The 22,610-nt window shown below is 36.1% G+C and carries 18 protein-coding genes, 7 tRNA genes and 3 rRNA genes; 24 read left to right on the forward strand and 4 right to left on the reverse strand.

The window, feature by feature from the left end:
* The first annotated feature begins 88 nt into the window (after nt 1-88).
* The 23 genes from CLOLE_RS05470 (at nt 89) to CLOLE_RS05575 (ending at nt 17,648) form a co-directional block, all read left to right on the forward strand.
* The gene (locus CLOLE_RS05470) at nt 89-1,549 is read left to right on the forward strand and encodes a glycogen synthase (RefSeq protein ID WP_013656096.1); all 1,461 of its coding nucleotides are present in this window, start codon (nt 89-91) and stop codon (nt 1,547-1,549) included.
* Nucleotides 1,550-1,722: 173 nt separating this feature from the next.
* A complete protein-coding gene (locus CLOLE_RS05475) occupies nt 1,723-2,907 on the forward strand; it encodes a DUF5711 family protein (RefSeq protein ID WP_013656097.1) in 1,185 nt (394 codons plus the stop codon).
* Nucleotides 2,908-2,909: 2 nt separating this feature from the next.
* The gene (locus tag CLOLE_RS05480) at nt 2,910-3,599 is read left to right on the forward strand and encodes a CvpA family protein (protein WP_013656098.1); all 690 of its coding nucleotides are present in this window, start codon (nt 2,910-2,912) and stop codon (nt 3,597-3,599) included.
* 323 nt (nt 3,600-3,922) lie between these two features.
* Nucleotides 3,923-5,448: ribosomal RNA gene (locus CLOLE_RS05485) — 16S ribosomal RNA — on the forward strand.
* Between the two features lie 79 nt (nt 5,449-5,527).
* Nucleotides 5,528-5,645, forward strand: a 5S ribosomal RNA gene (gene rrf, locus CLOLE_RS05490).
* Between the two features lie 7 nt (nt 5,646-5,652).
* Nucleotides 5,653-5,726: transfer RNA gene (locus CLOLE_RS05495), tRNA-Ile, on the forward strand.
* 53 nt (nt 5,727-5,779) lie between these two features.
* A tRNA-Ala gene (locus tag CLOLE_RS05500) sits at nt 5,780-5,852 on the forward strand.
* 262 nt (nt 5,853-6,114) lie between these two features.
* Nucleotides 6,115-9,018: ribosomal RNA gene (locus CLOLE_RS05505) — 23S ribosomal RNA — on the forward strand.
* Together the 16S, 23S and 5S rRNA genes with 7 tRNA genes alongside form the textbook arrangement of a ribosomal RNA operon.
* A gap of 111 nt (nt 9,019-9,129) precedes the next feature.
* Nucleotides 9,130-9,201: transfer RNA gene (locus CLOLE_RS05510), tRNA-Asn, on the forward strand.
* A gap of 9 nt (nt 9,202-9,210) precedes the next feature.
* Nucleotides 9,211-9,282, forward strand: a tRNA-Glu gene (locus CLOLE_RS05515).
* Nucleotides 9,283-9,288: 6 nt separating this feature from the next.
* Nucleotides 9,289-9,359, forward strand: a tRNA-Cys gene (locus CLOLE_RS05520).
* Between the two features lie 23 nt (nt 9,360-9,382).
* Nucleotides 9,383-9,454 (forward strand) — tRNA-Asn (locus CLOLE_RS05525).
* A 58-nt stretch (nt 9,455-9,512) separates the two neighbouring features.
* Nucleotides 9,513-9,583: transfer RNA gene (locus CLOLE_RS05530), tRNA-Cys, on the forward strand.
* A gap of 132 nt (nt 9,584-9,715) precedes the next feature.
* The gene (locus CLOLE_RS22365; RefSeq protein ID WP_013656099.1) at nt 9,716-9,889 is read left to right on the forward strand and encodes a DUF951 domain-containing protein; all 174 of its coding nucleotides are present in this window, start codon (nt 9,716-9,718) and stop codon (nt 9,887-9,889) included.
* Nucleotides 9,890-10,043: 154 nt separating this feature from the next.
* Entirely contained in the window at nt 10,044-10,334 is a 291-nt protein-coding gene (rpsF, locus tag CLOLE_RS05535) for a 30S ribosomal protein S6 (RefSeq protein ID WP_013656100.1), read from the forward strand.
* A gap of 27 nt (nt 10,335-10,361) precedes the next feature.
* Complete coding sequence (locus tag CLOLE_RS05540) at nt 10,362-10,811, forward strand: single-stranded DNA-binding protein (RefSeq protein ID WP_013656101.1); 450 nt, start codon at nt 10,362-10,364, stop codon at nt 10,809-10,811.
* Nucleotides 10,812-10,843: 32 nt separating this feature from the next.
* On the forward strand, nt 10,844-11,077 hold the full coding sequence (gene rpsR, locus CLOLE_RS05545; protein WP_013656102.1) for a 30S ribosomal protein S18: 234 nt from the start codon (nt 10,844-10,846) through the stop codon (nt 11,075-11,077).
* 219 nt (nt 11,078-11,296) lie between these two features.
* Nucleotides 11,297-12,280: a DUF2232 domain-containing protein gene (locus tag CLOLE_RS05550; protein ID WP_013656103.1), complete on the forward strand. Its 984-nt coding sequence runs from the start codon at nt 11,297-11,299 to the stop codon at nt 12,278-12,280.
* Nucleotides 12,281-12,299: 19 nt separating this feature from the next.
* Nucleotides 12,300-14,309, forward strand: a complete 2,010-nt coding sequence (locus CLOLE_RS05555; protein WP_013656104.1) for a DHH family phosphoesterase — start codon at nt 12,300-12,302, stop codon at nt 14,307-14,309.
* A complete protein-coding gene (gene rplI, locus CLOLE_RS05560) occupies nt 14,306-14,752 on the forward strand; it encodes a 50S ribosomal protein L9 (protein ID WP_013656105.1) in 447 nt (148 codons plus the stop codon). The genes CLOLE_RS05555 and rplI overlap by 4 nt, the downstream gene beginning before the upstream one ends.
* A 47-nt stretch (nt 14,753-14,799) precedes the next feature.
* Nucleotides 14,800-16,128 carry a replicative DNA helicase gene (gene dnaB / locus CLOLE_RS05565; RefSeq protein WP_013656106.1) on the forward strand — a complete coding sequence of 443 codons (1,329 nt, stop codon included), beginning with the start codon at nt 14,800-14,802 and terminating at the stop codon, nt 16,126-16,128.
* A gap of 268 nt (nt 16,129-16,396) precedes the next feature.
* Nucleotides 16,397-16,894, forward strand: coding sequence for a GNAT family N-acetyltransferase (locus CLOLE_RS05570; RefSeq protein ID WP_013656107.1), 498 nt, complete (start codon nt 16,397-16,399; stop codon nt 16,892-16,894).
* A gap of 97 nt (nt 16,895-16,991) precedes the next feature.
* The gene (locus tag CLOLE_RS05575; RefSeq protein ID WP_013656108.1) at nt 16,992-17,648 is read left to right on the forward strand and encodes a helix-turn-helix domain-containing protein; all 657 of its coding nucleotides are present in this window, start codon (nt 16,992-16,994) and stop codon (nt 17,646-17,648) included.
* A gap of 109 nt (nt 17,649-17,757) precedes the next feature.
* Here the strand turns inward: CLOLE_RS05575 and pflA are convergent, their stop codons facing one another.
* Both pflA and pflB read right to left on the reverse strand, forming a co-directional pair.
* On the reverse strand, nt 17,758-18,483 hold the full coding sequence (gene pflA, locus CLOLE_RS05580) for a pyruvate formate-lyase-activating protein (protein WP_013656109.1): 726 nt from the start codon (nt 18,481-18,483) through the stop codon (nt 17,758-17,760).
* A 118-nt stretch (nt 18,484-18,601) separates the two neighbouring features.
* Nucleotides 18,602-20,830 carry a formate C-acetyltransferase gene (gene pflB / locus CLOLE_RS05585; RefSeq protein ID WP_013656110.1) on the reverse strand — a complete coding sequence of 743 codons (2,229 nt, stop codon included), beginning with the start codon at nt 20,828-20,830 and terminating at the stop codon, nt 18,602-18,604.
* Nucleotides 20,831-21,248: 418 nt separating this feature from the next.
* Here pflB and CLOLE_RS05590 point away from each other — a divergent pair, with 418 nt between their 5' ends.
* Nucleotides 21,249-21,932 (forward strand): adaptor protein MecA, encoded by a 684-nt coding sequence (locus CLOLE_RS05590; RefSeq protein ID WP_013656111.1) that lies wholly within the window; start codon nt 21,249-21,251, stop codon nt 21,930-21,932.
* A gap of 72 nt (nt 21,933-22,004) precedes the next feature.
* Here CLOLE_RS05590 and CLOLE_RS22370 read toward each other — a convergent pair whose 3' ends face one another.
* Together CLOLE_RS22370 and CLOLE_RS05595 are read right to left on the reverse strand one after the other, a co-directional pair.
* On the reverse strand, nt 22,005-22,166 hold the full coding sequence (locus CLOLE_RS22370; protein WP_013656112.1) for a DUF1540 domain-containing protein: 162 nt from the start codon (nt 22,164-22,166) through the stop codon (nt 22,005-22,007).
* Between the two features lie 131 nt (nt 22,167-22,297).
* Nucleotides 22,298-22,507: a DUF1858 domain-containing protein gene (locus tag CLOLE_RS05595; protein ID WP_013656113.1), complete on the reverse strand. Its 210-nt coding sequence runs from the start codon at nt 22,505-22,507 to the stop codon at nt 22,298-22,300.
* Between the last annotated feature and the right edge of the window lie 103 nt (nt 22,508-22,610).

The raw sequence follows: 22,610 nt of genomic DNA on the forward strand, positions 1-22,610 counted from the left end.
TAAAAAAACAAATAATTGTGTGCAAATAAACAAAAATAAGTGTATGATAATATATAAGTATATCATTTTTAGAATCGGAGGAATAAAAGTGAAAGACGCTACACTTAAATGTTTATTTGTATCATCCGAAGTTGCTCCTTATGCAAAAACAGGTGGATTAGCAGATGTTATTGGAGCATTACCAAAGAAACTTAGAGAACAAGGTGTGGATGCAAGAGTGGTAATGCCATACTATCAATCTATAAGAAATAAATTTTTTGAACATGATAAACATTTTTTAACAAGCTATGATGTATATCTAGGTTGGCGTATTCAAGGTGTCGGTATTTATTATGATGACCAAATTGTACCGACTTACTTCTTAAAAAGTGATACCTATTTTTCAAGACCAGAACTATATGGATATCAAGATGATTATGAACGTTTTGCGTTCTTTTGCAAAGGTGTATTAGAAATGCTCAGATATATAGACTTTATGCCAGATATTATTCAATGCAACGATTGGCAAACAGGTCCGATTTGTTTATTTTTAAAAGAGATGTACAGTCGAGACACATTTTTTTTAAAAGTTAGAACAGTATATACAATACATAATATAAAATATCAAGGTCTATTTGGCAGAGAAGCCTTGGATGTTTTAGAGTTAACAAATGACTATATGACACCAGAGCGTATCGAATATCATGGTGCTGTGAGTTATATGAAGGCAGGTTTACTTTATTCGGACAAAATTACAACAGTTAGCCCTACTTATGCAGAAGAAATTAAAACTAATGAGTATGGATGTGGATTAGATCGTTTATTAGGGCAGAAGCTTTATTATAAAATTCAAGGCATCTTAAATGGTATAGATTATGATATATATAACCCAGAAACAGATAAGTATATATATGAGAATTATACAGAGAGCACATTAGATAAAAAGAAAAAGAACAAGTTAGCTTTTCAAAAAGAATATGGATTAGAACAAACAGATGCAATGTTGATTGGTGTGGTGTCTAGGATTACGGACCAAAAAGGGTTTGATTTAATGAAAGAACAAATCTATAATATGTGGGTTATGGATAAAATTATGCAACTTAATGTTCAATTTGTTATTCTAGGAACAGGTGAAAAAGAGTATGAGGATATGTTTAAACATTTTGCATATAAGTATCAAGGAAGAGCCAATGTATTTCTAACTTTTAACGAGGCTTTAGCACAAAAGATATATGCTGCTAGCGACGTATTTTTAATGCCCTCTTTATTTGAACCTTGTGGTTTAGGGCAGCTTATTGCTATGAGATATGGGACGGTACCTATTGTTAGAAAAACAGGTGGATTAAAAGATACAGTTATTCATTATAATATGGAAACTAGAGAAGGAACCGGATTTGAATTTGAGGAATGCTCAGGATATTGGATGTATAAAAAAATAGAAGAGGCTCAATGGTTTTATAGCAATGAAAAAGAACATTTCAGACAAATGCAAATTAATGGAATGAAAAAAGACTTTTCTTGGGATGATGCAGCAAAGAAATATCAAATATTATATAGGACAATGATTTAGAAATAAAGGGCTACAACATAATAGCTTAAAAAAGGAGAAATAGAAATATAAAAGTTTCTGCTACACTAAGTAAAATGTTGGGCCTTTTATTATGTTCATTTTTAAATCTTTCTTTGAAAAAAATTCTATGTGTTGTATGATAAAAGAAGGGATTTAATAGAGGAGGAAACAGAATGACAGATGTTATTAAAAAACGTCGGTTTAAAATTACAAATATCATACTACTCATTATTGTTATGGGGATCTTTGTTTACATAGCAGAGCTTCAGGGATGGATTAATATATATAATGAAGGACAAGCAACCTTGATAGAAAGTGACACTATATTAACATTAGATACTAAAGAGAAAACGTATGTTGGAGTAAATAACAAACAAATTTATAAGATAACTACAGATGGAATTACAGCATATGATTTTGATAAGCAGGAAATTTGGTCAGATACATTAAGTTTAAATAGCATTATTGTTAAGCAGAGGACACCATATATTGCAGTAGGAAGCAAAGATGGAAAAAGTGTTATTTTATTTAATGATAAAGGAAGACAGACTGAAATAACTACAACTAATCCAATCATTTATTTTTCTGTCAATCAAGAAGGAAGTATGGTGACTATAGAAGAAAATGAAAAATCTCATACTGTAACGGCTTACGATAAGAGCGGTAAATTTATATGCAAAAGGACAAGTTTTATAGAAAATGACGGCTATCCAATAGTAGCCGAAATATCTCCTAATAGCAACTTGCTTCTTGTCAGCTACATAAATATAAATGAGCCACAAGTAGTATCAACACTAATAGGAATTGATGTTACTGATAAACAGACAGAACAACTAGATAATATTAAATATGGAATAAAGCAAAAAGATAATCTTATCTATGCTCTTGAATTTATAAATGAGAATACTTTAGTAAGTGTAGGCGATAAAAAGGTAACATGGTATGATACCGAAGGTAACGAACAAACAACAAAGAGCAATTTATATTCAGTATTTACTCCATATATAATGGAAATGAGTAAATATGGTGATGGGTACCTCCCTCTTATTATAAGTGAAAAACCAGCTCAAAATATTATTCATCGCCAGGATCAATTAATTTATTTGAATTCGAAAGGTCAAGAAATATTTAAATTACAGCTAAAAGAAGGAGCCGAAAGTTTTTATTCAGATTCAAGCGGAGTAGTTTATAAAAGTGAGGGGATCTTTAAGGGATATGACAGATTAGGAAATTTGATTTTTGAATATAGTCCTACTCTAGATGTTAGTAAGGTGATTTATTCTACTACTTTGAAGAGAGGTATTGCCATAAATAAAGAAAAAGTTATTTTACTTACCCCAAAAAAGGAGAGAAAATAGAAATGCTAGATTTGAGTGTTATTATCGTAGTAAGTATTTTTGGTATAATAGGCTATAAAAGAGGCTTTATAAAGTCAATTTTGACATTTGGAACTTCAATTATAGCATTAGTATTATCTTTTATTGTTTATCCTATGATGACGATGTTATTAAGGATAACACCAGTTTATACATGGATTTATCAGACTATTAGTAAGAAGGTAGAAGATATTTCATTTGGTGGAGGCTTACAATCACAGGGAGATGCTATTACGAAAAATATTACATGGATGCCGGATATACTTGTTGAACAGGTTAAAAATAATAACAATACAGCTATGTATGACTTATTGGGTGCTACTAATATTAAAGAGTATATAAGTCTTTATGTTACTCAAATGCTTATGGGGATGCTAGCACTATTTTTAACATGGGTAGTTCTAAAGATAATATTAACCACAGTTATTAAACTTTTATCAGGAATTATCGAGCATTTACCCATTATTTCAACATTTAATAAACAAGGGGGGCTATGTTTAGGGATTATTAAGGGGATTTTAATGTTATCTATCGTTGGGCTTATTATTCCAATCTTGATTGAGATACCTAGTATACAAAGTATTTATTTAGAAATACAATCAAGTTATTTATCGAAATGGTTGTATGAAAATAACTTAATTATTATGGTATATAATTATTTGTTTCATATATAAATAGAGCTGTGTAGGAATACGGTCTAAAATAATTAATTTTTAAATAAGACTTGTGATAAAATAACTTATTACTTTATCACAAGTCTTATTTAAAAATATAAAAATAAAGGATGAAAAAATGGTAGAAAGTAGTTGACACTAGTAAAATGACATGATAATATAATATACGTCGCTGAGGAAAGTCGGCGTCGACAAATGAACTTTGAAAACAAAATAGTAACTATAAACCAGTCGATTCATTACGTCTCTAATAAGAGATGAGAATCAGTACAACTTGTACTAAGTAAAATAGTCAGTAGTAGAGATACTACACGGACAAACTTTTTTATGAGAGTTTGATCCTGGCTCAGGATGAACGCTGGCGGCGTGCTTAACACATGCAAGTCGAACGAAGTGATAGGAGCTTGCTCCTAGAACTTAGTGGCGGACGGGTGAGTAACGCGTGGGTAACCTGCCCTATAGAGGGGGATAACGTTTGGAAACGAACGCTAATACCGCATAAACTATCGGTAGTCGCATGACTATTATAGTAAAGATTTATCGCTATAGGATGGACCCGCGTTGGATTAGCTAGTTGGTGAGATAACAGCCCACCAAGGCGACGATCCATAGCCGGCCTGAGAGGGTGAACGGCCACATTGGGACTGAGACACGGCCCAAACTCCTACGGGAGGCAGCAGTGGGGAATATTGCACAATGGGCGCAAGCCTGATGCAGCGACGCCGCGTGAAGGAAGAAGGTCTTCGGATTGTAAACTTCTATCAGCAGGGAAGAAAAAAATGACGGTACCTGACTAAGAAGCTCCGGCTAACTACGTGCCAGCAGCCGCGGTAATACGTAGGGAGCGAGCGTTATCCGGATTTACTGGGTGTAAAGGGTGCGTAGGCGGTTTGTTAAGTCAGAAGTGAAATTTAGGGGCTCAACCTCTAAGCTGCTTCTGAAACTGATGAACTAGAGTGTGGGAGAGGAAAGTGGAATTCCGAGTGTAGCGGTGAAATGCGTAGAGATTCGGAGGAACACCAGTAGCGAAGGCGGCTTTCTGGACCATAACTGACGCTGAGGCACGAAAGCGTGGGGAGCAAACAGGATTAGATACCCTGGTAGTCCACGCTGTAAACGATGAATGCTAGGTGTCGGGGCTTACGGGTCTCGGTGCCGAAGTTAACACATTAAGCATTCCACCTGGGAAGTACGATCGCAAGATTGAAACTCAAAGGAATTGACGGGGACCCGCACAAGCGGTGGAGCATGTGGTTTAATTCGAAGCAACGCGAAGAACCTTACCTAAACTTGACATCCCGATGATCGGTCTTTAATCGGACCTTTCCTAGCTTGCTAGGACATTGGTGACAGGTGGTGCATGGTTGTCGTCAGCTCGTGTCGTGAGATGTTGGGTTAAGTCCCGCAACGAGCGCAACCCCTATCTTTAGTAGCCAGCATTAAGTTGGGCACTCTAGAGAGACTGCCAGGGATAACTTGGAGGAAGGTGGGGATGACGTCAAATCATCATGCCCCTTATGTTTAGGGCTACACACGTGCTACAATGGCTGCTACAAAGGGAAGCGATCTCGCGAGAGTCAGCAAACCTCAAAAAAGCAGTCCCAGTTCGGATTGTAGTCTGCAACTCGACTACATGAAGTTGGAATCGCTAGTAATCGCGAATCAGAATGTCGCGGTGAATACGTTCCCGGGTCTTGTACACACCGCCCGTCACACCATGGGAGTTGGGGGGGCCCAACGCCGGTGACCCAACCCTTCGGGGAGGGAGCCGTCTAAGGCAAAACCAATAACTGGGGTGAAGTCGTAACAAGGTAGCCGTATCGGAAGGTGCGGCTGGATCACCTCCTTTCTAAGGATAGAAATCGATGGTTTGTTAGTTACTATTTTGTTTTGAAAGTTCATTGAAGTAAATGAATATTTCACTCATTTGTGGTGATGATGCGCTTAGGGGAAACACCCGTTTCCATTCCGAACACGTAGGTTAAGACCTAAGCGGCTGATGGTACTTGTCGGGAGACTGACTGGGAGAGTAAGTGGTTGCCACATTTTATATAGGCTCGTAGCTCAGGTGGTTAGAGCGCACGCCTGATAAGCGTGAGGTCGGTGGTTCGAGTCCACTCGGGCCTATTCACTTTTAAGAAGTGATGATAGGATTAACTCAATAATAAAAAACACCATATGGGGGTTTAGCTCAGTTGGGAGAGCACCTGCCTTGCACGCAGGGGGTCAAGGGTTCGAATCCCTTAATCTCCACTGTCCTTACAATAGGACAATTTGTACTTTGAAAACTAAACACAATTAAAATAGATTTGTAAGTTATAGCAATATAACTTGCGCCTAACGATAAATGTACACGCATTGTATAATGCAAAAATGTTTGTCAGGGTGTAAAATCTACAATTTAACCGATATAGTCAGAAATGACTTAAAACATTCTTTGTTTTTACTAGAAATAGTAATTAACAAGGCACCAATCATGTGAAAGCATGATTAGACCGCTCAATAATGAGCAATAGGTCAAGCTACTAAGAGCGTAGAGTGGATGCCTTGGCACCGAGAGCCGATGAAGGACGTGATAAGCTGCGAAAAGCTACGGGGAGTTGCAAATAAACATTGATCCGTAGATATCCGAATGGGGAAACCTGGCAGAGCAAACCTCTGTCATCCTATAGCCAATACATAACTATAGGAAGGGAACGAAGGGAACTGAAACATCTAAGTACCTTCAGGAGGAGAAAGAAACATCGATTTCCTAAGTAGCGGCGAGCGAAAGGGAAACAGGCCAAACCAGATTACTTGTAATCTGGGGTTGAGGACTGCGTTGTGGCAAGAATGCGGATAGCTGAAGAGTCTGGAAAGTCTCATCAAAGAGGGTGAAAATCCCGTAAGCGAAATCCAAGTGAAGCCTAGCAGTATCCAGAGTACCACGAGACACGAGAAACCTTGTGGGAAGCCGGGGGGACCACCCCCCAAGCCTAAATACTCCTCGGTGACCGATAGCGCATAGTACTGTGAAGGAAAGGTGAAAAGAACCCCGGGAGGGGAGTGAAAGAGAACCTGAAACTCTATGTTTACAAGCAGTGGAAGCACCATATGATGTGCAACCGCGTACTTTTTGTAGAACGGTCCGGCGAGTTACTAGCTGTGGCAAGGTTAAGTACCAGGAGGTACGAAGCCGAAGGGAAACCAAGTCTGAATAGGGCGCCAAAATAGTCATTGTTAGTAGACCCGAAACCGGGTGACCTACCCATGTGCAGGATGAAGTTACCGTAAAAGGTAATGGAGGTCCGAACTCACATCTGTTGAAAAAGGTGGAGATGACGTGTGGGTAGCGGAGAAATTCCAATCGAACCCGGAGATAGCTGGTTCTCCTCGAAATAGCTTTAGGGCTAGCGTTGATAGGAGTCTAATGGAGGTAAAGCACTGAATTGCCTAGGGGGCCTACAAGCTTACCGAAGCATATCAAACTAAGAATGCCATCAAGATACCGTCAGCAGTCAGACTACGAGTGATAAGACACGTGGTCAAAAGGAAAACAGTCCAGACCATCAGCTAAGGTCCCCAAGTGTGTGTTAAGTGGAAAAGGATGTGAGATTTCGAAGACAACTAGGATGTTGGCTTAGAAGCAGCCACTCATTCAAAGAGTGCGTAATAGCTCACTAGTCGAGAGATCTTGCGCCGAAAATGTCCGGGGCTAAAACACACCACCGAAGCTATGGAATTCAACTTAGTTGGATTGGTAGAGGAGCGTTGTAACGACGCAGAAGCAGTACCGTAAGGAGCTGTGGAGTAATTACAAGTGAGAATGCCGGAATGAGTAGCGAGATACAAGTGAGAATCTTGTAGGCCGAATATCCAAGGTTTCCAGAGTAAAGCTGATCTGCTCTGGGTAAGTCGGGACCTAAGGCGAGGACGAAAGTCGTAGTCGATGGACAACTGGTTCATATTCCAGTACTACCTATTATCAGAACTGCAGGGACGCAGGAGGGTAGGCAATCCCAGGAATGGTATCCTGGGCCAAGCACAAAGTCGCATTCCCAAGGAAAAACCGGGGAACGAGGATGAAGTGTGATGGGGATCGAAATTAAAGTAGAGAAGTTGCTGAACCCACACTGCCGAGAAAAGCTGCTATTGCGTGATAGGTACCCGTACCGTAAACCGACACAGGTGGATGAGGAGAGAATCCTAAGGCCGACGGGAGAAGCGTTGTTAAGGAACTCGGCAAAATGACCCCGTAACTTAGGGAGAAGGGGTGCCTACTTAGGTAGGCCGCAGAGAATAGGCCCAAGCAACTGTTTAACAAAAACACAGGTCTTTGCTAAACCGAAAGGTGATGTATAAGGGCTGACGCCTGCCCGGTGCTGGAAGGTTAAGGGGAGAGGTTAGGAGAAATCCGAAGCTTTGAACTTAAGCCCCAGTAAACGGCGGCCGTAACTATAACGGTCCTAAGGTAGCGAAATTCCTTGTCAGGTAAGTTCTGACCCGCACGAAAGGCGTAATGATTTGGGCACTGTCTCGACAGCGCACCCGGTGAAATTGTAGTACCAGTGAAGATGCTGGTTACCCGCGACAGGACGGAAAGACCCCGTGGAGCTTTACTGTAGCTTGATACTGAGGTTGGGTATTACATGTACAGGATAGGAGGGAGACTGAGAAATCTGGACGCCAGTCTAGGTGGAGTCGCCGGTGGGATACCTCTCTTGTAATACTTAACTTCTAACCATGGCCCGTTAGCCGGGTCTGGGACAATGTCAGGTGGACAGTTTGACTGGGGCGGTCGCCTCCTAAAGAGTAACGGAGGCGCTCAAAGGTAACCTCAGAATGGTCGGAAACCATTCGAAGAGTGCAAAGGCATAAGGTTGCTTGACTGCGACACCGACGGGTGGAGCAGGTACGAAAGTAGGACTTAGTGATCCGGTGGTATGAAAGTGGGATTGCCATCGCTCAACGGATAAAAGCTACCCCGGGGATAACAGGCTTATCTCCCCCAAGAGTTCACATCGACGGGGAGGTTTGGCACCTCGATGTCGGCTCATCGCATCCTGGAGCTGAAGCAGGTTCCAAGGGTTGGGCTGTTCGCCCATTAAAGCGGTACGCGAGCTGGGTTCAGAACGTCGTGAGACAGTTCGGTCCCTATCCGTCGTGGGCGCAGGAAATTTGAGTGGAGCTGTCCTTAGTACGAGAGGACCGGGATGGACGGACCACTGGTGCATCTGTTGTCTTACCAAAGGCATAGCAGAGTAGCCAAGTCTGGATCTGATAAACGCTGAAGGCATCTAAGCGTGAAGCAGACCACAAGATAAGATTTCCCATCCGAAAGGAGTAAGACCCCTTAGAGACTATGAGGTAGATAGGTTGGAGCTGTAAGCATGGTAACATGTGTAGGTGACCAATACTAACGGTTCGAGGGTTTGACCTAGATAATGAAGGTTAAATAAAAATTGTGTTTAGTTTTGGAAGTATAAAGGTGTTGACATAAGTCAATGGATATGATATACTTCATAAGTGCTCAAGAGAGTAAAAGAAATAATCCTCGATAGCTCAGCGGCAGAGCATCCGGCTGTTAACCGGAGGGTCGTAGGTTCGAACCCTACTCGGGGAGTTTAAATAAGGCCCGTTGGTCAAGCGGTCAAGACACCGCCCTTTCACGGCGGTAACACGAGTTCGATTCTCGTACGGGTCATTTTATGGCGGCATAGCCAAGTGGTAAGGCAGAGGTCTGCAACACCTTCATCACCAGTTCAAATCTGGTTGCCGCCTTAAATAAGTTAAATACTTACTAATCCTCGATAGCTCAGCGGCAGAGCATCCGGCTGTTAACCGGAGGGTCGTAGGTTCGAACCCTACTCGGGGAGTTTTTGTTATTTAAAACATTGTATTATATCACGTTATTAGTGCATATACTAAATATATGGCGGCATAGCCAAGTGGTAAGGCAGAGGTCTGCAACACCTTCATCACCAGTTCAAATCTGGTTGCCGCCTTAAAAAGGCCTAGGATTCTAGAGAAGAAGAATTCTAGGCCTTTTTGTAGTAGTTAGATTACTGTAGGATTTATTTAATAAAAAATGTATAATAATATTAAAATAAGATTATATATTAAGAGGAGGACAAAAAGTGAGTTATCAAACAGGCGACTTAGTTGAAATGAAAAAGCCTCATCCATGTGGCAGTAATAAATGGGAAATCCTTCGTATAGGTGCAGATTTTAAATTAAGGTGCTCTGCATGTAATCATTTAATAATGATTTCAAGGGAAAAATTTGAAAAGAGTGTGAAGAGAAAAATATAATAGGACCTAGACAGATAAATGTAAGATATTGTATTGTTAAAAGTAGAAAAAAGGCTTGTCATATATATAAAAGTATGATAATATATTATACTGTAATGTAATCCTTGCTCTACGCATTATGACGTGGGGCCAAAGTCCAAAAGGAGGTGCTGTAATGAGAAATTATGAATTATCAGTTGTGTTATTCTCAACATTAAGCGAAGAAGAAAAAGTAGCTACACTTGAAAAAGTGAAAGATCTTATCGTACGTTTTGGAGGAGAAATCACAAACGTTGACGATTGGGGCAAAAGAAAACTTGCTTATGAAATCAACAAGCAAAAAGAAGGTTTCTACTACTTTATCCAATTCCAAGCTGAAACTTCAGTTCCAGCTGAAATTGAAAGCAGAGTTCGTATCATGGAAACTGTTCTTCGTTATTTAATCGTATCTCTTGATGAAAAATAGTAATTACCTGAAGAAAGGGGTCGGAGTATGAACAAAGTTATATTAATGGGACGTCTAACGAGAGACCCAGAAGTACGTTATTCACAATCAGCGAATCCGGTTGCAGTAGCAAGATACGGAATTGCTGTAAGAAGACAATTTGCCAAACCTGGTGAACCAGATGTAGACTTTTTTAATGTAGTTTCATTTGGTAAAGCAGGTGAATTTGCAGAAAAATACTTTAAAAAAGGTCAAATGGTTGCAATTGTTGGTAGACTACAAGTTAATACTTGGGAGGATGCACAAAAAGTTAAACATACATCAGTAGATGTAGTGGCTGAAGAGCAACATTTTGCAGAAAGTAGATCTTCTGCTGAATCACGTGGTGTAATGATGGATACTCCTACAAGTGTACCTACACCAAATCCTTCTTCAGGAAATATAGCAAGTGGGTTTACACCTACTAATTTTGATGAAGATGACGATTTACCATTTTAATTAATACTAATTAAAGAAGGAGGGAATACACAATGGCAATGCAAAAAAGACACAATCGTAGAAGACGTAAAATAAATCAATTTGCTGGTGATAATATCAAAAAAATTAACTATAAAGATATTAACACTTTAAAGAAATTTATTTCTGAAAGAGGTAAAATTCTTCCTAGAAGAATTACAGGTAACTCTGCGAAAGCGCAACGTAAACTTACAGTTGCTATTAAACGTGCAAGACACATCGCACTTTTACCATATACACAAGACTAAAAGTTAATGAACGTTATAAACTTAGAGAGATAAATAAGCACACACCAATATGCACACACCACTGCTTCGGCAGTGGTTTTTTGTTGTAAACAAATGTAATATGAATAATAGGAGTTTAGCATAGAATTATACAGACACTAGAATTCAGGACCTTTTATGTGGTATAATAATAAAACATTAATTCATAGTATTTGAGCAGAATAAAGGAGGCACAATTTTATGGATTCAAATGCAAAGAGCATAATAAGTAGAATATGCTTAATCGCAATATATATATTATTAGGTGTAGTAGGAGTATATTATGCGGTAGGATTGGCACTGTTTCCTATTATTGCGGTGCCATTAATTATTTATTTTATAAAAAATAAATTGAGTAAAGAGCAGCATATAGTCTTTCAATTTGTAATTGTTTTAGGAATATATCTAACTACGAGTAACTTAATTTGTATATTAGTCTACTTAATAGGTGCATGTATTCCAACATATGTAGTGTTATATTTTTACAAAGAAGAATTTCCATTGCCCAATATTATTATGTATGCTACTTTAAGCCTATCGGTAGTAGTTTTAGGCTTCTTCGTATTAATGAAGTATCTAGGGGTAGATTTTCAAGCTGAATATGCAAGTATTTTAGATAGTATAAAGGGTGTTTCATTAGATACTATTCAGGAATGGTTAATTATACAAAATCCAAGTCTTACTACTAGTAATATAGCGGAGTTAGGTTTAGAGATGAAACAGCTGATAAACTCTATAGTAGATGCTATGCAGTCAGTATATAGTGCTTTAATTATATTACAGTTACTTATATCCACAGGGTTTTTAGTTATTATAGTTAATACAATTCTTAGACGTAAAAATAAAAGCTTTCCATCACTGAAAGAACTTCTTAGTTTTAGACTATCTAAGATGGCAGTACTAATTTTATTTATTTCAATGATTGCTATTGCTTCAAATGGAAATGAAGGTGCTAGATGGAGTATATTAGGACTAAATGTGGCATTTTTCTTAATGACGTTGTTTCAGATTACAGGAGCGCTTGCATTAGTGGGAATATTAAGTAGGGCTAAAATTAATAAAGGAATAAAGATCATAGGCTGTGTTACTATATTTTTACTACTTTCAATATCACCATATTTAGTTATGTTTTTTGGATGTTTAGATACCATATTTAACTATAGAAAGGTTAAAATTGTAGTTTAAATGAGGAAAGGAAAATAAAATGAAAAGCAAGAGAAAAAAGAATTTTTCGTATGCCATGGTCATTTTTAGATTTACGCAAGCTTTAGTGACTATAGGACTGATTACTCAACTATCACGAGTATTTAGTACACCACAAGCTATATTAAGCTTACTTATTTATGCTATTCTTTTAATCGTTAGTATATTCAGTGAACGAGAAGTTTGTCGTTATGTTAAGCTACAAGTTGAAAAAGAAGTAGATGAAATAACTGTTATTAAAGATAGTATGTTTTCAAATGTAGAAATACCAGTAGTTATAATTGAAGAAATCGGGACAATTAAATGGGTTAATATAGCTTTTAAAAAGATTTGTAAGGATAAAGAACTTTTAGGAAAGAATATCAAAACAATATTGCCAGACTTAAAATTAGGAGAATGGGTTACCAATAAGCAAATTAGTGATAAGCATTTTCATTTGGAGGGGAATACTTACAGAATTTTAGTGGAGAATTTTCATCGTGGAGAAAATGATCAAATAAATAAGCAAATTGTTTATTTTTTAGATTACACAGAGAATGAAAAGCTTAAGAATCAAATTCAAGAAGAACGCTGTATGATGGGGTATTTATGCATTGATAATATTGATGAGATTTCACATAGCATAGAAGAAGTAAGACGTCCTATGCTATTAGCTATTATTGATAGAAAGATTAATTTGTGGTTTAAAGAAAGGGAAGTTGTTATTGCTAGAATAGAACGTGACAAGTATATTATGGTTTTTAATAAAAGAGAATTAGAACGTATGAAAGAAACTAAGTTTGATATTCTAGATGAAATGCGTAATATTCAAGTTGGAAATGAACTCCCTGTCACTGTAAGTTTAGGAATAGGATTTAATTTAAAATCATTATTGAGTTCTAAAGAAGATGCTAGGATAGCCTTTGATTTAGCACAAGGTAGAGGTGGAGATCAAGCAATTATTAAAAATAATGACAAGTATACATTTTATGGTGGAAAAACTAAGGAAGTAGAAAAGAGTGCACGAGTAAAGGTTAGATTGAAAGCATATGCCTTTAAGGAACTACTTCATGAAGCGGATAAGATTTATATCATGGGGCATAAAGGAATTGATATGGATTGCCTAGGTGCTGCTATTGGTGTATATCGAGCAGCTTCTATTATGGGTAAGAAAGCACATATTATTTTGGATGGTCCAACCTTTGCAGTTAAAGGATTATATGATAGAATAGTACAATCCAAAGAATACGAAGACTTATTTATTAGCCATGAAGAAGCGGAAAAAGAGATAAAGAGAGATACTTTATTAGTCATTGTAGATACTCACCGCCGTAGTTATTTAGAATATCCTGAACTTCTAGATAAAGCAGAGAAGGTCGTGGTATTTGATCACCATAGAAAAAGTACAGATTATATTGAAGATGCAGTTTTAACTTATTTAGAACCTTTTATTTCATCTACCTGTGAAATGATAGCAGAAATCCTTAATTATCTAACAGATAAAGTCAAATTAACACCTATTGAAGCTGATGCACTTTTGGCAGGTATAACAATTGATACTAAGAATTTTGTATTTAAAGCAGGTGTAAGAACTTTTGAGGCAGCTGCATTTTTAAGAAGAAATGGTGCTGACAGTAGCAGGGTAAGGCTTCTTTTCCAAAATGATATGCAAACATATAAGATACGTGCTATGGCTATACAAAATGCTGAAATTTGGAATGATAATATGGCTATATCAGAAGTAAACGGACAAGTTGCAAATGCAAGTATTATTGCAGCACAAGTAGCAGATGAACTTTTAAACATAAAAGGGATAGTGGCATCTTTTGTATTAACAATGGTGGATAATTGTGTACTTATTAGTGCTAGGGCACTAGCAGATACTAATGTACAACGCATTATGGAGCTTCTAGGTGGAGGTGGACATCTGGGTATTGCTGGAGCTCAGCTTAAAGATACTACAATCCACGAAGCAAAAATTTATTTAAAGGATGCAATCAATAAGTACTTTGAGGAAGGAGAAACAAAATGAAAGTAATATTAACACAGGATGTAAAAAAAGTTGGTAAAAAAGGCGAAGTATTAGAGGTTAAAGATGGATATGCACGTAATGCATTATTTCCAAAAGGATTGGCAGTAGAGGCGAATGCAGTAAATCTAAATCAGAGAATGTTAGAGCAAAAATCCGAAGATAAACGTAAGCAACAAGAATTAGATGAAGCACAAGCTATTGCAGATAAAATAAATGATAAAGAAGTAAAATTGTTAGTAAAAACAGGCGAGGGTGGCAAAGTATTTGGTTCTGTAACATCCAAGGAGATTGCAGAAACAATTGAAAAAGAGTTTGGCGTTAAGATAGATAAGAAGAAAATTCAACTTAAAGAAGCTATTAAAGGTTTAGGTGGGCAAAAAGTAGTTATTAAATTGCATGCCAAAGTTGTCGCTACAGTTCAAGTAATGGTTGTTGGGGCGTAGAACATATAGATACAAACTAGCATAAAAGGAATAGGAGAACGGTGGCTATGGAGCAAATACAAAACATGAGGATTCCTCCACATAGCATTGAAGCTGAACAATCTGTTATAGGGTCAATGATTATGGATCATGATGCGGTTATTGTTGCAAGTGAAATATTGAGGCCCGATGATTTTTATAGACCAGATCATGCACAAATTTATGCAGCAATTATGGAGTTATATACCACAGGTAATCCAATAGACCTTATTACCATTCAAGATAAACTAGTTCAGAAAGGTGTATTAGAGCAAATTGGAGGCTTAAGTTATATTGCTGAGCTGGCAAGCTCTGTACCTACTTCAGCACATATTAAACAATATGCAAAAATTGTGGAGGAAAAAGCAACACTTAGAAGACTTATTAAAGCGAGTAATGAGATATCAGCTAAAAGTTTTGAAGGTGAAGAGCCGTTAGATAATATTATGGGATTTGCAGAAAAGCAAATTTTTGAAATTCTTCAAAATAAGAAAACAGAGGATTTTACAGGAATTGATGAGATTGTATTAACTTCTATCGAAAAAATTGAAGAGGCCCATAAAAGTCAAGGAGGAATCACTGGAATTGAAACGGGATTTATTGATTTAGACCATCGTACAGCTGGACTTCAACCATCAGACTTAGTATTAGTGGCAGCAAGGCCTTCAATGGGGAAAACAGCATTTGCTCTTAATATTATTCAGACGGCAGGGATTAAGAATAAGAAAAGTGTAGCAGTTTTTAGCCTGGAAATGTCAAAGGATCAGCTAGTAAGCCGTATGCTGTGTGCAGAAGCCATGGTTGATTCACAAAAAGCAAGAACAGGAGCACTTGAAAAGGATGACTGGGATAAACTCGCTCAAAGCATCCCAAACATAGCTAATTCTAGAATCTTCATTGATGATACAGCAGGAATTAATGTCATGGAGATGAGAGCCAAATGCCGTAGATTAAAGATGGAAAAAGGATTAGACCTTATTATGATTGACTACTTACAATTAATGAGTGGAACAGGTGATGGATCATCAAGGCAACAAGAAATATCGGATATCTCTCGTTCTTTAAAGGCATTAGCAAGGGAAATGAATGCACCTGTTATTGCCCTATCGCAGCTATCACGTGCTTGTGAAACTAGAACTGATCACAGACCTATGTTATCAGATTTACGTGAATCTGGAGCAATTGAGCAGGATGCAGACGTTGTAATGTTCTTATATAGGGATGAGTACTATCACCCAGACACAGAAAAGAAAAATGTGGGAGAAGTTATTATTGCTAAGCAGAGAAATGGTCCAACTGGGACAGTGGAATTAGTTTGGTTAGGACAATATACAAAATTTGCTAACATGCAACACTAATGTTAAATAGGATATATAAGCACTTTATAAAGTAAGCATTGTTAATGTTATTTTATAAAGTGTTTTTTATTAGAGTATTGATAGTGAAGAATGAGTGTGAAATTTAAATAAAAAATCTAATCACCAGCTATGCAGGTGTTTAGGATATAAAAAGAGATCTTAGGGTGTTAAAGTGAGAATGGTGTCACAAGCGCTAACCTCAAACATAGGAAGTGAGTCCTAATGGAGAACAGAAGTTAATTATAGAGTAGTAGAGAGAGGAATGCAAATGAGTAATTATAAATTTGAAAAAATCACAGAAGAACATGTAGAAGCTGTAAGAGAAATATATTTATATTATATAAACAACTCAACAGCTACCTTTCATAAGAAAGAAATAACAACTCAAGAGATGTCAGAGTTAGTGTTGTTTAAAAATCCAAAGTATGAGAGTTATATTATTAAAGCAGAAGAAGATATATGTGGTTATGTTATTTTAACTCAATATAAGACAAGAGAGGCTTTTGACAAAACTGCAGAGGTAACCATTTATCTTAAAAATGGTTATGAAGGAAAAGGGATTGGGAAAAAAGCTATTACTTTTATTGAAGAGCGTGCAAAAGAAAAAGAGTTTCATACATTAGTTGCGTTAATTTGTGGTGAAAACACAGGAAGCATAGCTTTATTTGAAAAATGTGGATATATTAAGTGTGCACATTATAAAGAGGTAGGAAATAAGTTCAATAGATGGTTAGATTTATTATCATATCAGAAGATAATTGGATAAATAATATGAATTTTAATAATTTTACTATTAAACAATTGAAATACTGTAAAAATATGGTATAATATCTTCAAAAGGCTACAAATGATGGGGTGAGGATATGTTACAGGAAAAAGATTTTTTGACGGTTAAGGATGTGGCAGAGATGCTAGCAACAGAACCTTACGTTTTAAGATTTTATGAGAAAGAACTTAATTTGACAATTAAAAGAAATAGCAAAGGCCATAGAGTTTATAGTATGGAAAATGTAGAAATGTTTAAAAAGATTCAGGATATGAGGGAGCAAGGGCTGCAATTAAAAGCTATAGAAGGAATTGTACATGACTCTAATGCTGAGACAAGAGAAACCTATGAGCAGCTAAGTAGTATTCAAATAGCACCTGTAACAGCTCTAAAACGGCAAGAGACACTAGAAGTAGATATCACAGATATGGAAGATGGTAAGGTAAAGCAATTCTCATTAATGATGAAAGAGATGTTTATGCAAGCTTTAGTAGAATATAGTGATCAATCAAAATGGGAAATGAAAGAAACAATAAAAAAAGAAGTAGATGTAGCGGTTGAGGAAAAGATAGCAGAACTTAAGGTACTACAAACTAATAAAAATGAGGAGTATTATAAAAAGCTAGATGAGGCCATGAGGGAAGTACAGAAAATGAGAAGAGAAATGAGTGAGGATAAAGAAGATCCCAAAAAAGCAAAGGCTTCGTTCTGGAATAGATTTTTTAAAGAGAAAAACCAAACAGCAGAATTATAATAATTAAGATAGATTTGGTATTTTATATAAGTAATGAGCCATATTAATAAGCATAAAATAAAAATAGACACGTCATTTAACGTGTCTATCTTTACGAGAATTTACAGAATTAAATAATAGGTAAATGATGTTTTCTAAAGATATCAGCGGCTTTATTAGTAGCATCAATGTTTGGTTCTATTGTGTCGGTTAATTCATATTCATAGCCAAGTTGTTCCCACTTGTATTCACCCATTTTATGGAAAGGAAGAATATCAATACGTTCTACATTAGTCAATGTTTCTAAGAAAGTAGCCAGTGCCTCGATATCCTCTTCATTATCTGTCAGATTAGGAACAAGTACATAACGAATCCAAATAGGAATACCACGTTTCTCTAAATGTTTGGCTAAAGCCAAGGTACGATCTAAAGGGACACCTGTTAAATTTTTATAAATATTTTGGTTATAGCTCTTAATATCTAAAAGAACTAAATCTGTATAATCTAAAACAGGATCGGCGTTTTCAATATCTACATAACCAGAAGTGTCGATAGTAGTATGCAAGCCATTTTCTTTACATTTTATGAAAAGATCTCTTACGAAGTCGGCTTGTAAGAAAGGTTCTCCACCACTAACAGTAACCCCACCATTAGATGCTTTCATAAAACTTTTGTATTTTAATATATCTGTAATAAGTTCCTCAGTGTCGGCTTCGTTGCCATCTTGTAGCTTCCAAGTATCTGGATTATGACAATATTTGCATCTAAGAGGACATCCTTGTGTAAAGACGATATAACGAAGACCTGGTCCATCTACGGCTCCACAAGTTTCTATTGAGTGAATTCTACCTTTCATGACTGATTCCTCCTGATCATTTTTATATTATAAAATAAATTAGACTGCTTTTTTATTATAAGGTATACATAAAGAGGATGTAAATACCCTCTTTATGTATAAATAATAAAATGAAAATCTAGAAACGTTCATGGAATGTTCTATTAATAATGTCTAATTGTTGTTCTCTTGTTAAACGAACGAAACGAACAGCATATCCAGAAACACGAACTGTAAGTTGAGGATAGTTTTCTGGATGATCCATAGCATCTAATAATGTTTCACGTTGAAGCACGTTAACATTTACATGGTGTGGATTTTGAGTGAAGTATCCATCAAGAAGACCAGTAAGGTTTGTAATTTGTTCTTCAGATGTTTTACCAAGAGCACTTGGTACGATAGAAAATGTATTAGAAATACCATCTAAAGAATCTCTATATGGAAGTTTAGCAACTGAAGCAAGAGAAGCTAAAGCACCTTTAACATCTCTTCCGTGCATTGGGTTAGCACCAGGAGCAAGTGGTTGACCTTTTTTACGTCCGTCTGGTGTGTTACCTGTTTTCTTACCATATACAACGTTTGATGTAATAGTAAGAACAGATGTTGTTGGCATTGAATTTCTATATGTGTAAAGTTTTCTAATCTTATTCATGAATTTAGAAACAACCATTACAGCTAAATCATCAGCGCGATCATCATTGTTACCATATGCTGGATATTCACCCTCGATTTCATAATCTGTAGCAAGACCAGTTTCATCTCTGATTACTTTAACTTTAGCATATTTAATAGCTGATAAAGAGTCAGCAACTACTGAGAGACCAGCGATACCTGTAGCAAATGTACGAACGATATCTTTATCATGAAGTGCCATCTCTAATGATTCATAGCAATATTTGTCATGCATATAATGAATAACATTTAATGTATCTACATAAACTCTAGCAATCCAGTCCATCATAACATCGAATTTTTCCATTACTTCATCGAAGTCAAGGTATTCAGATGTGATTGGTTGATATTTAGGAGCAATTTGTTCGCCAGTCATTTCATCACGGCCACCATTGATAGCGTAAAGTAATGTTTTAGCAAGGTTAGCACGAGCACCAAAGAATTGCATTTGTTTACCAATTCTCATAGCAGATACACAGCATGCAATACCGTAGTCATCGCCCCAGAATGCTCTCATCATATCATCATTTTCATATTGAATAGAACTTGTTTTGATAGAAACATCTGAACAGAATTTTTTGAAAGATTCTGGTAAGTGTGTTGACCAAAGTACTGTTAAGTTTGGTTCTGGTGATGGACCAAGGTTAACTAATGTATGAAGTACGCGGAAAGTATTTTTAGTTACAAGTGTACGTCCATCTATACCCATACCACCAAGAGATTCTGTTACCCAAGCTGGGTCTCCAGAGAATAATTCATTATATTCAGGAATACGAAGAAAACGAACCATACGAAGTTTCATTACGAAATGATCAATGAATTCTTGGATTTCTGATTCTGTATATGTACCATTTTTAAGGTCTCTTTCAGCATAGATATCAAGGAATGTAGATGTACGGCCGATTGACATAGCAGCACCATCTTGTTGTTTGATAGCACCAAGGTAGCCAAAGTATAACCATTGGATAGCTTCTTGTGTATCTTTTGCTGGTTTTGTAATATCAAAGCCATAATTTGCAGCCATTTTTGCAAGATCTTTAAGTGCAATAATTTGTTCTGCTGTTTCTTCACGGTCACGTACAACAGTTTCTGTCATAGGTGTTACATTTAATTGATTCATTTGTTCTTGTTTTTCTTTTACTAAGAAATCAATACCGTATAAAGCAACACGACGATAATCACCAATAATACGTCCACGACCATAAGCATCTGGAAGACCGGTGATAATATGACTGTGACGAGCAGCTCTCATATCAGGAGTATAAGCTGAGAATACAGCTTCATTATGAGTTTTACGATATTTAGAGAAAATTTCTTCTGTTTGAGGATCTAATTCATAACCATAGGATTTAAGTGCATTTTTAACTGTACGTACACCACCATTTGGCATAATATTTCTTTTAAGTGGTTTATCAGATTGAAGACCTACAATTTTTTCAAGATCTTTATTTAAATAACCAGCACCATGAGAAGTAAGTGTAGAAGGTACTTTTGTTTCAACATCTAATATACCTTTTCTTCTTTCTTCTTCCATAAGCTCAAGTACTTGTTTCCAAAGAGCTGTTGTAGCTTCTGTTGGACCTTGTAAGAAAGAGCTATCACCTTCATATGGTGTGTAGTTTTTTTGAATGAAATCTCTTACATCAACTTCTTTAGACCAAATACCTGCTTCGAAACCATTCCATTGTTCAAACATTAATAATCATCTCCTTAAGGTTAATTTGAGAAAGTTACAATTACACAATGTAGTCGAAAAAATAAATAATAAACATTAATCATTTGATTAATACGAATGTATTATACAATGTATACTGTATACACGTCAAGAATTTTATTGTTAAAAAAATTACAAAGAATAGAGAGTTATAGCAGAAATATTTGGTTATAAAATATTATTAAGAATAATCAATAATAATTAAGATGATAGAAGTATAGTTTTTTTATGTTTTTTATACTATAATTAGGATAGGAATGGTGAATAGTAAGAATAAGTAAAGGCTTAATTTATTTTAAGTTATTAAACTCTTTACACTTATAATCATCTCCATTATACTTAGTGAATAAGATATTATATATGTTAACAAAGCAATTCATCTAGAAAGGATGTGATTTGAATGAAAATAGAAAAGATAAGCGATACTCAAATTCAGGTCACTTTAAATCACTCAGATCTTATAGATAGGAATCTGAAGCTTAGTGAATTAGCCTATGGTTCTAAAAAAGCCCAAGCCTTATTTAAAGACATGATGGCAAGAGCTTATGAAGATTTTGGTTTTGAAACAGACAATGTGCCATTAATGATAGAAGCAGTGCCTCTATCTACGGATAGCATTATGATTGTTGTTACTAAAGTTGAGGATCCATCGCAAATAGAGCAAAAATTAGAAGCTATTGGCGAAAGGCCTACCCATAGAACTTTTAAAGAACCAGAGGAAGATAGATTAACGGATTTAGCATTAATGGGAAGAGACACTGAGCAACCTGAGACCCAGGGACCTGTAAGTAGTAGTAAGCAGTTAACGTTTTTATTTAATGAATTTGATAGTGCATGTATGGCTGCACATCGTGTACAACCAATGTTTGTTGGAGATAACTCTTTATATAAATATAATGATAAATACTTTTTAGTATTTGGCAAGAATAAAAAAGCCAATGTAAAGGGTGAAGCATTATCAAGTTTACTGGAGGAATTTGGTAGTAAATGTCCATCTACAGATCTTAACGAAAGTTTTCTTAAAGAACATGGTAAAGTAATGATTTATCTCCATGCTATAGATGTACTTACTAAATATCTTTAAAAATCAAAAAGGTACTTTTAAAGTATTAATACTTTAAAAGTACCTTTTTGATTTGCGTAGAATGATTAGAAGTTAAGCCTTAGGTTCAAAGGATTCACAGTCAGTACATTCAACTTGAGTAGGATGTGCTTCATGAGTTCCAACCATAATTTGCTGTAGCGTACAATAGTTTTCTGACTCAGCATGATATTGGCAAGAACTTACTGTACAACCGATACTTGGATTTTTTTTCATAGATAAGCCTCCTAATAATATAGTAAAGTATTAACTACATGATTAGGATGCCATGTTTTAAAGAAAATATTTATAGAAATAAATGAGAAAGCCATCCTTAATTAGGATGGCTTTCTCATTTATTTGTTTATTTATTCTACAGTTGCAAGAAAAGCATTTAGTTCAGCTACTAATTCATCAGAATCAATGCCATGAACCATACATGCATCAGCAAGAGATTCCATTTGAGATGATGGACAGCCAAGGCAGTGCATACCTGCATTCATTAAAATAGGAATAACACCTTGGTTTACTTGTAGGATTTCTCCAATAATCATATCTTTTGTAATTTGTTTTGCCATGTCAAAACTCCTTTCTTTTATAAGCATTTCATATTTATTTTAAACCTGATAGTAATACAAATCTTGTATCCTTCTTATATTATAAGTAGAATGTGATCTGTTT

Origin of the sequence: Cellulosilyticum lentocellum DSM 5427, from assembly GCF_000178835.2 — a bacterium.
Taxonomy (GTDB): domain Bacteria; phylum Bacillota; class Clostridia; order Lachnospirales; family Cellulosilyticaceae; genus Cellulosilyticum; species Cellulosilyticum lentocellum.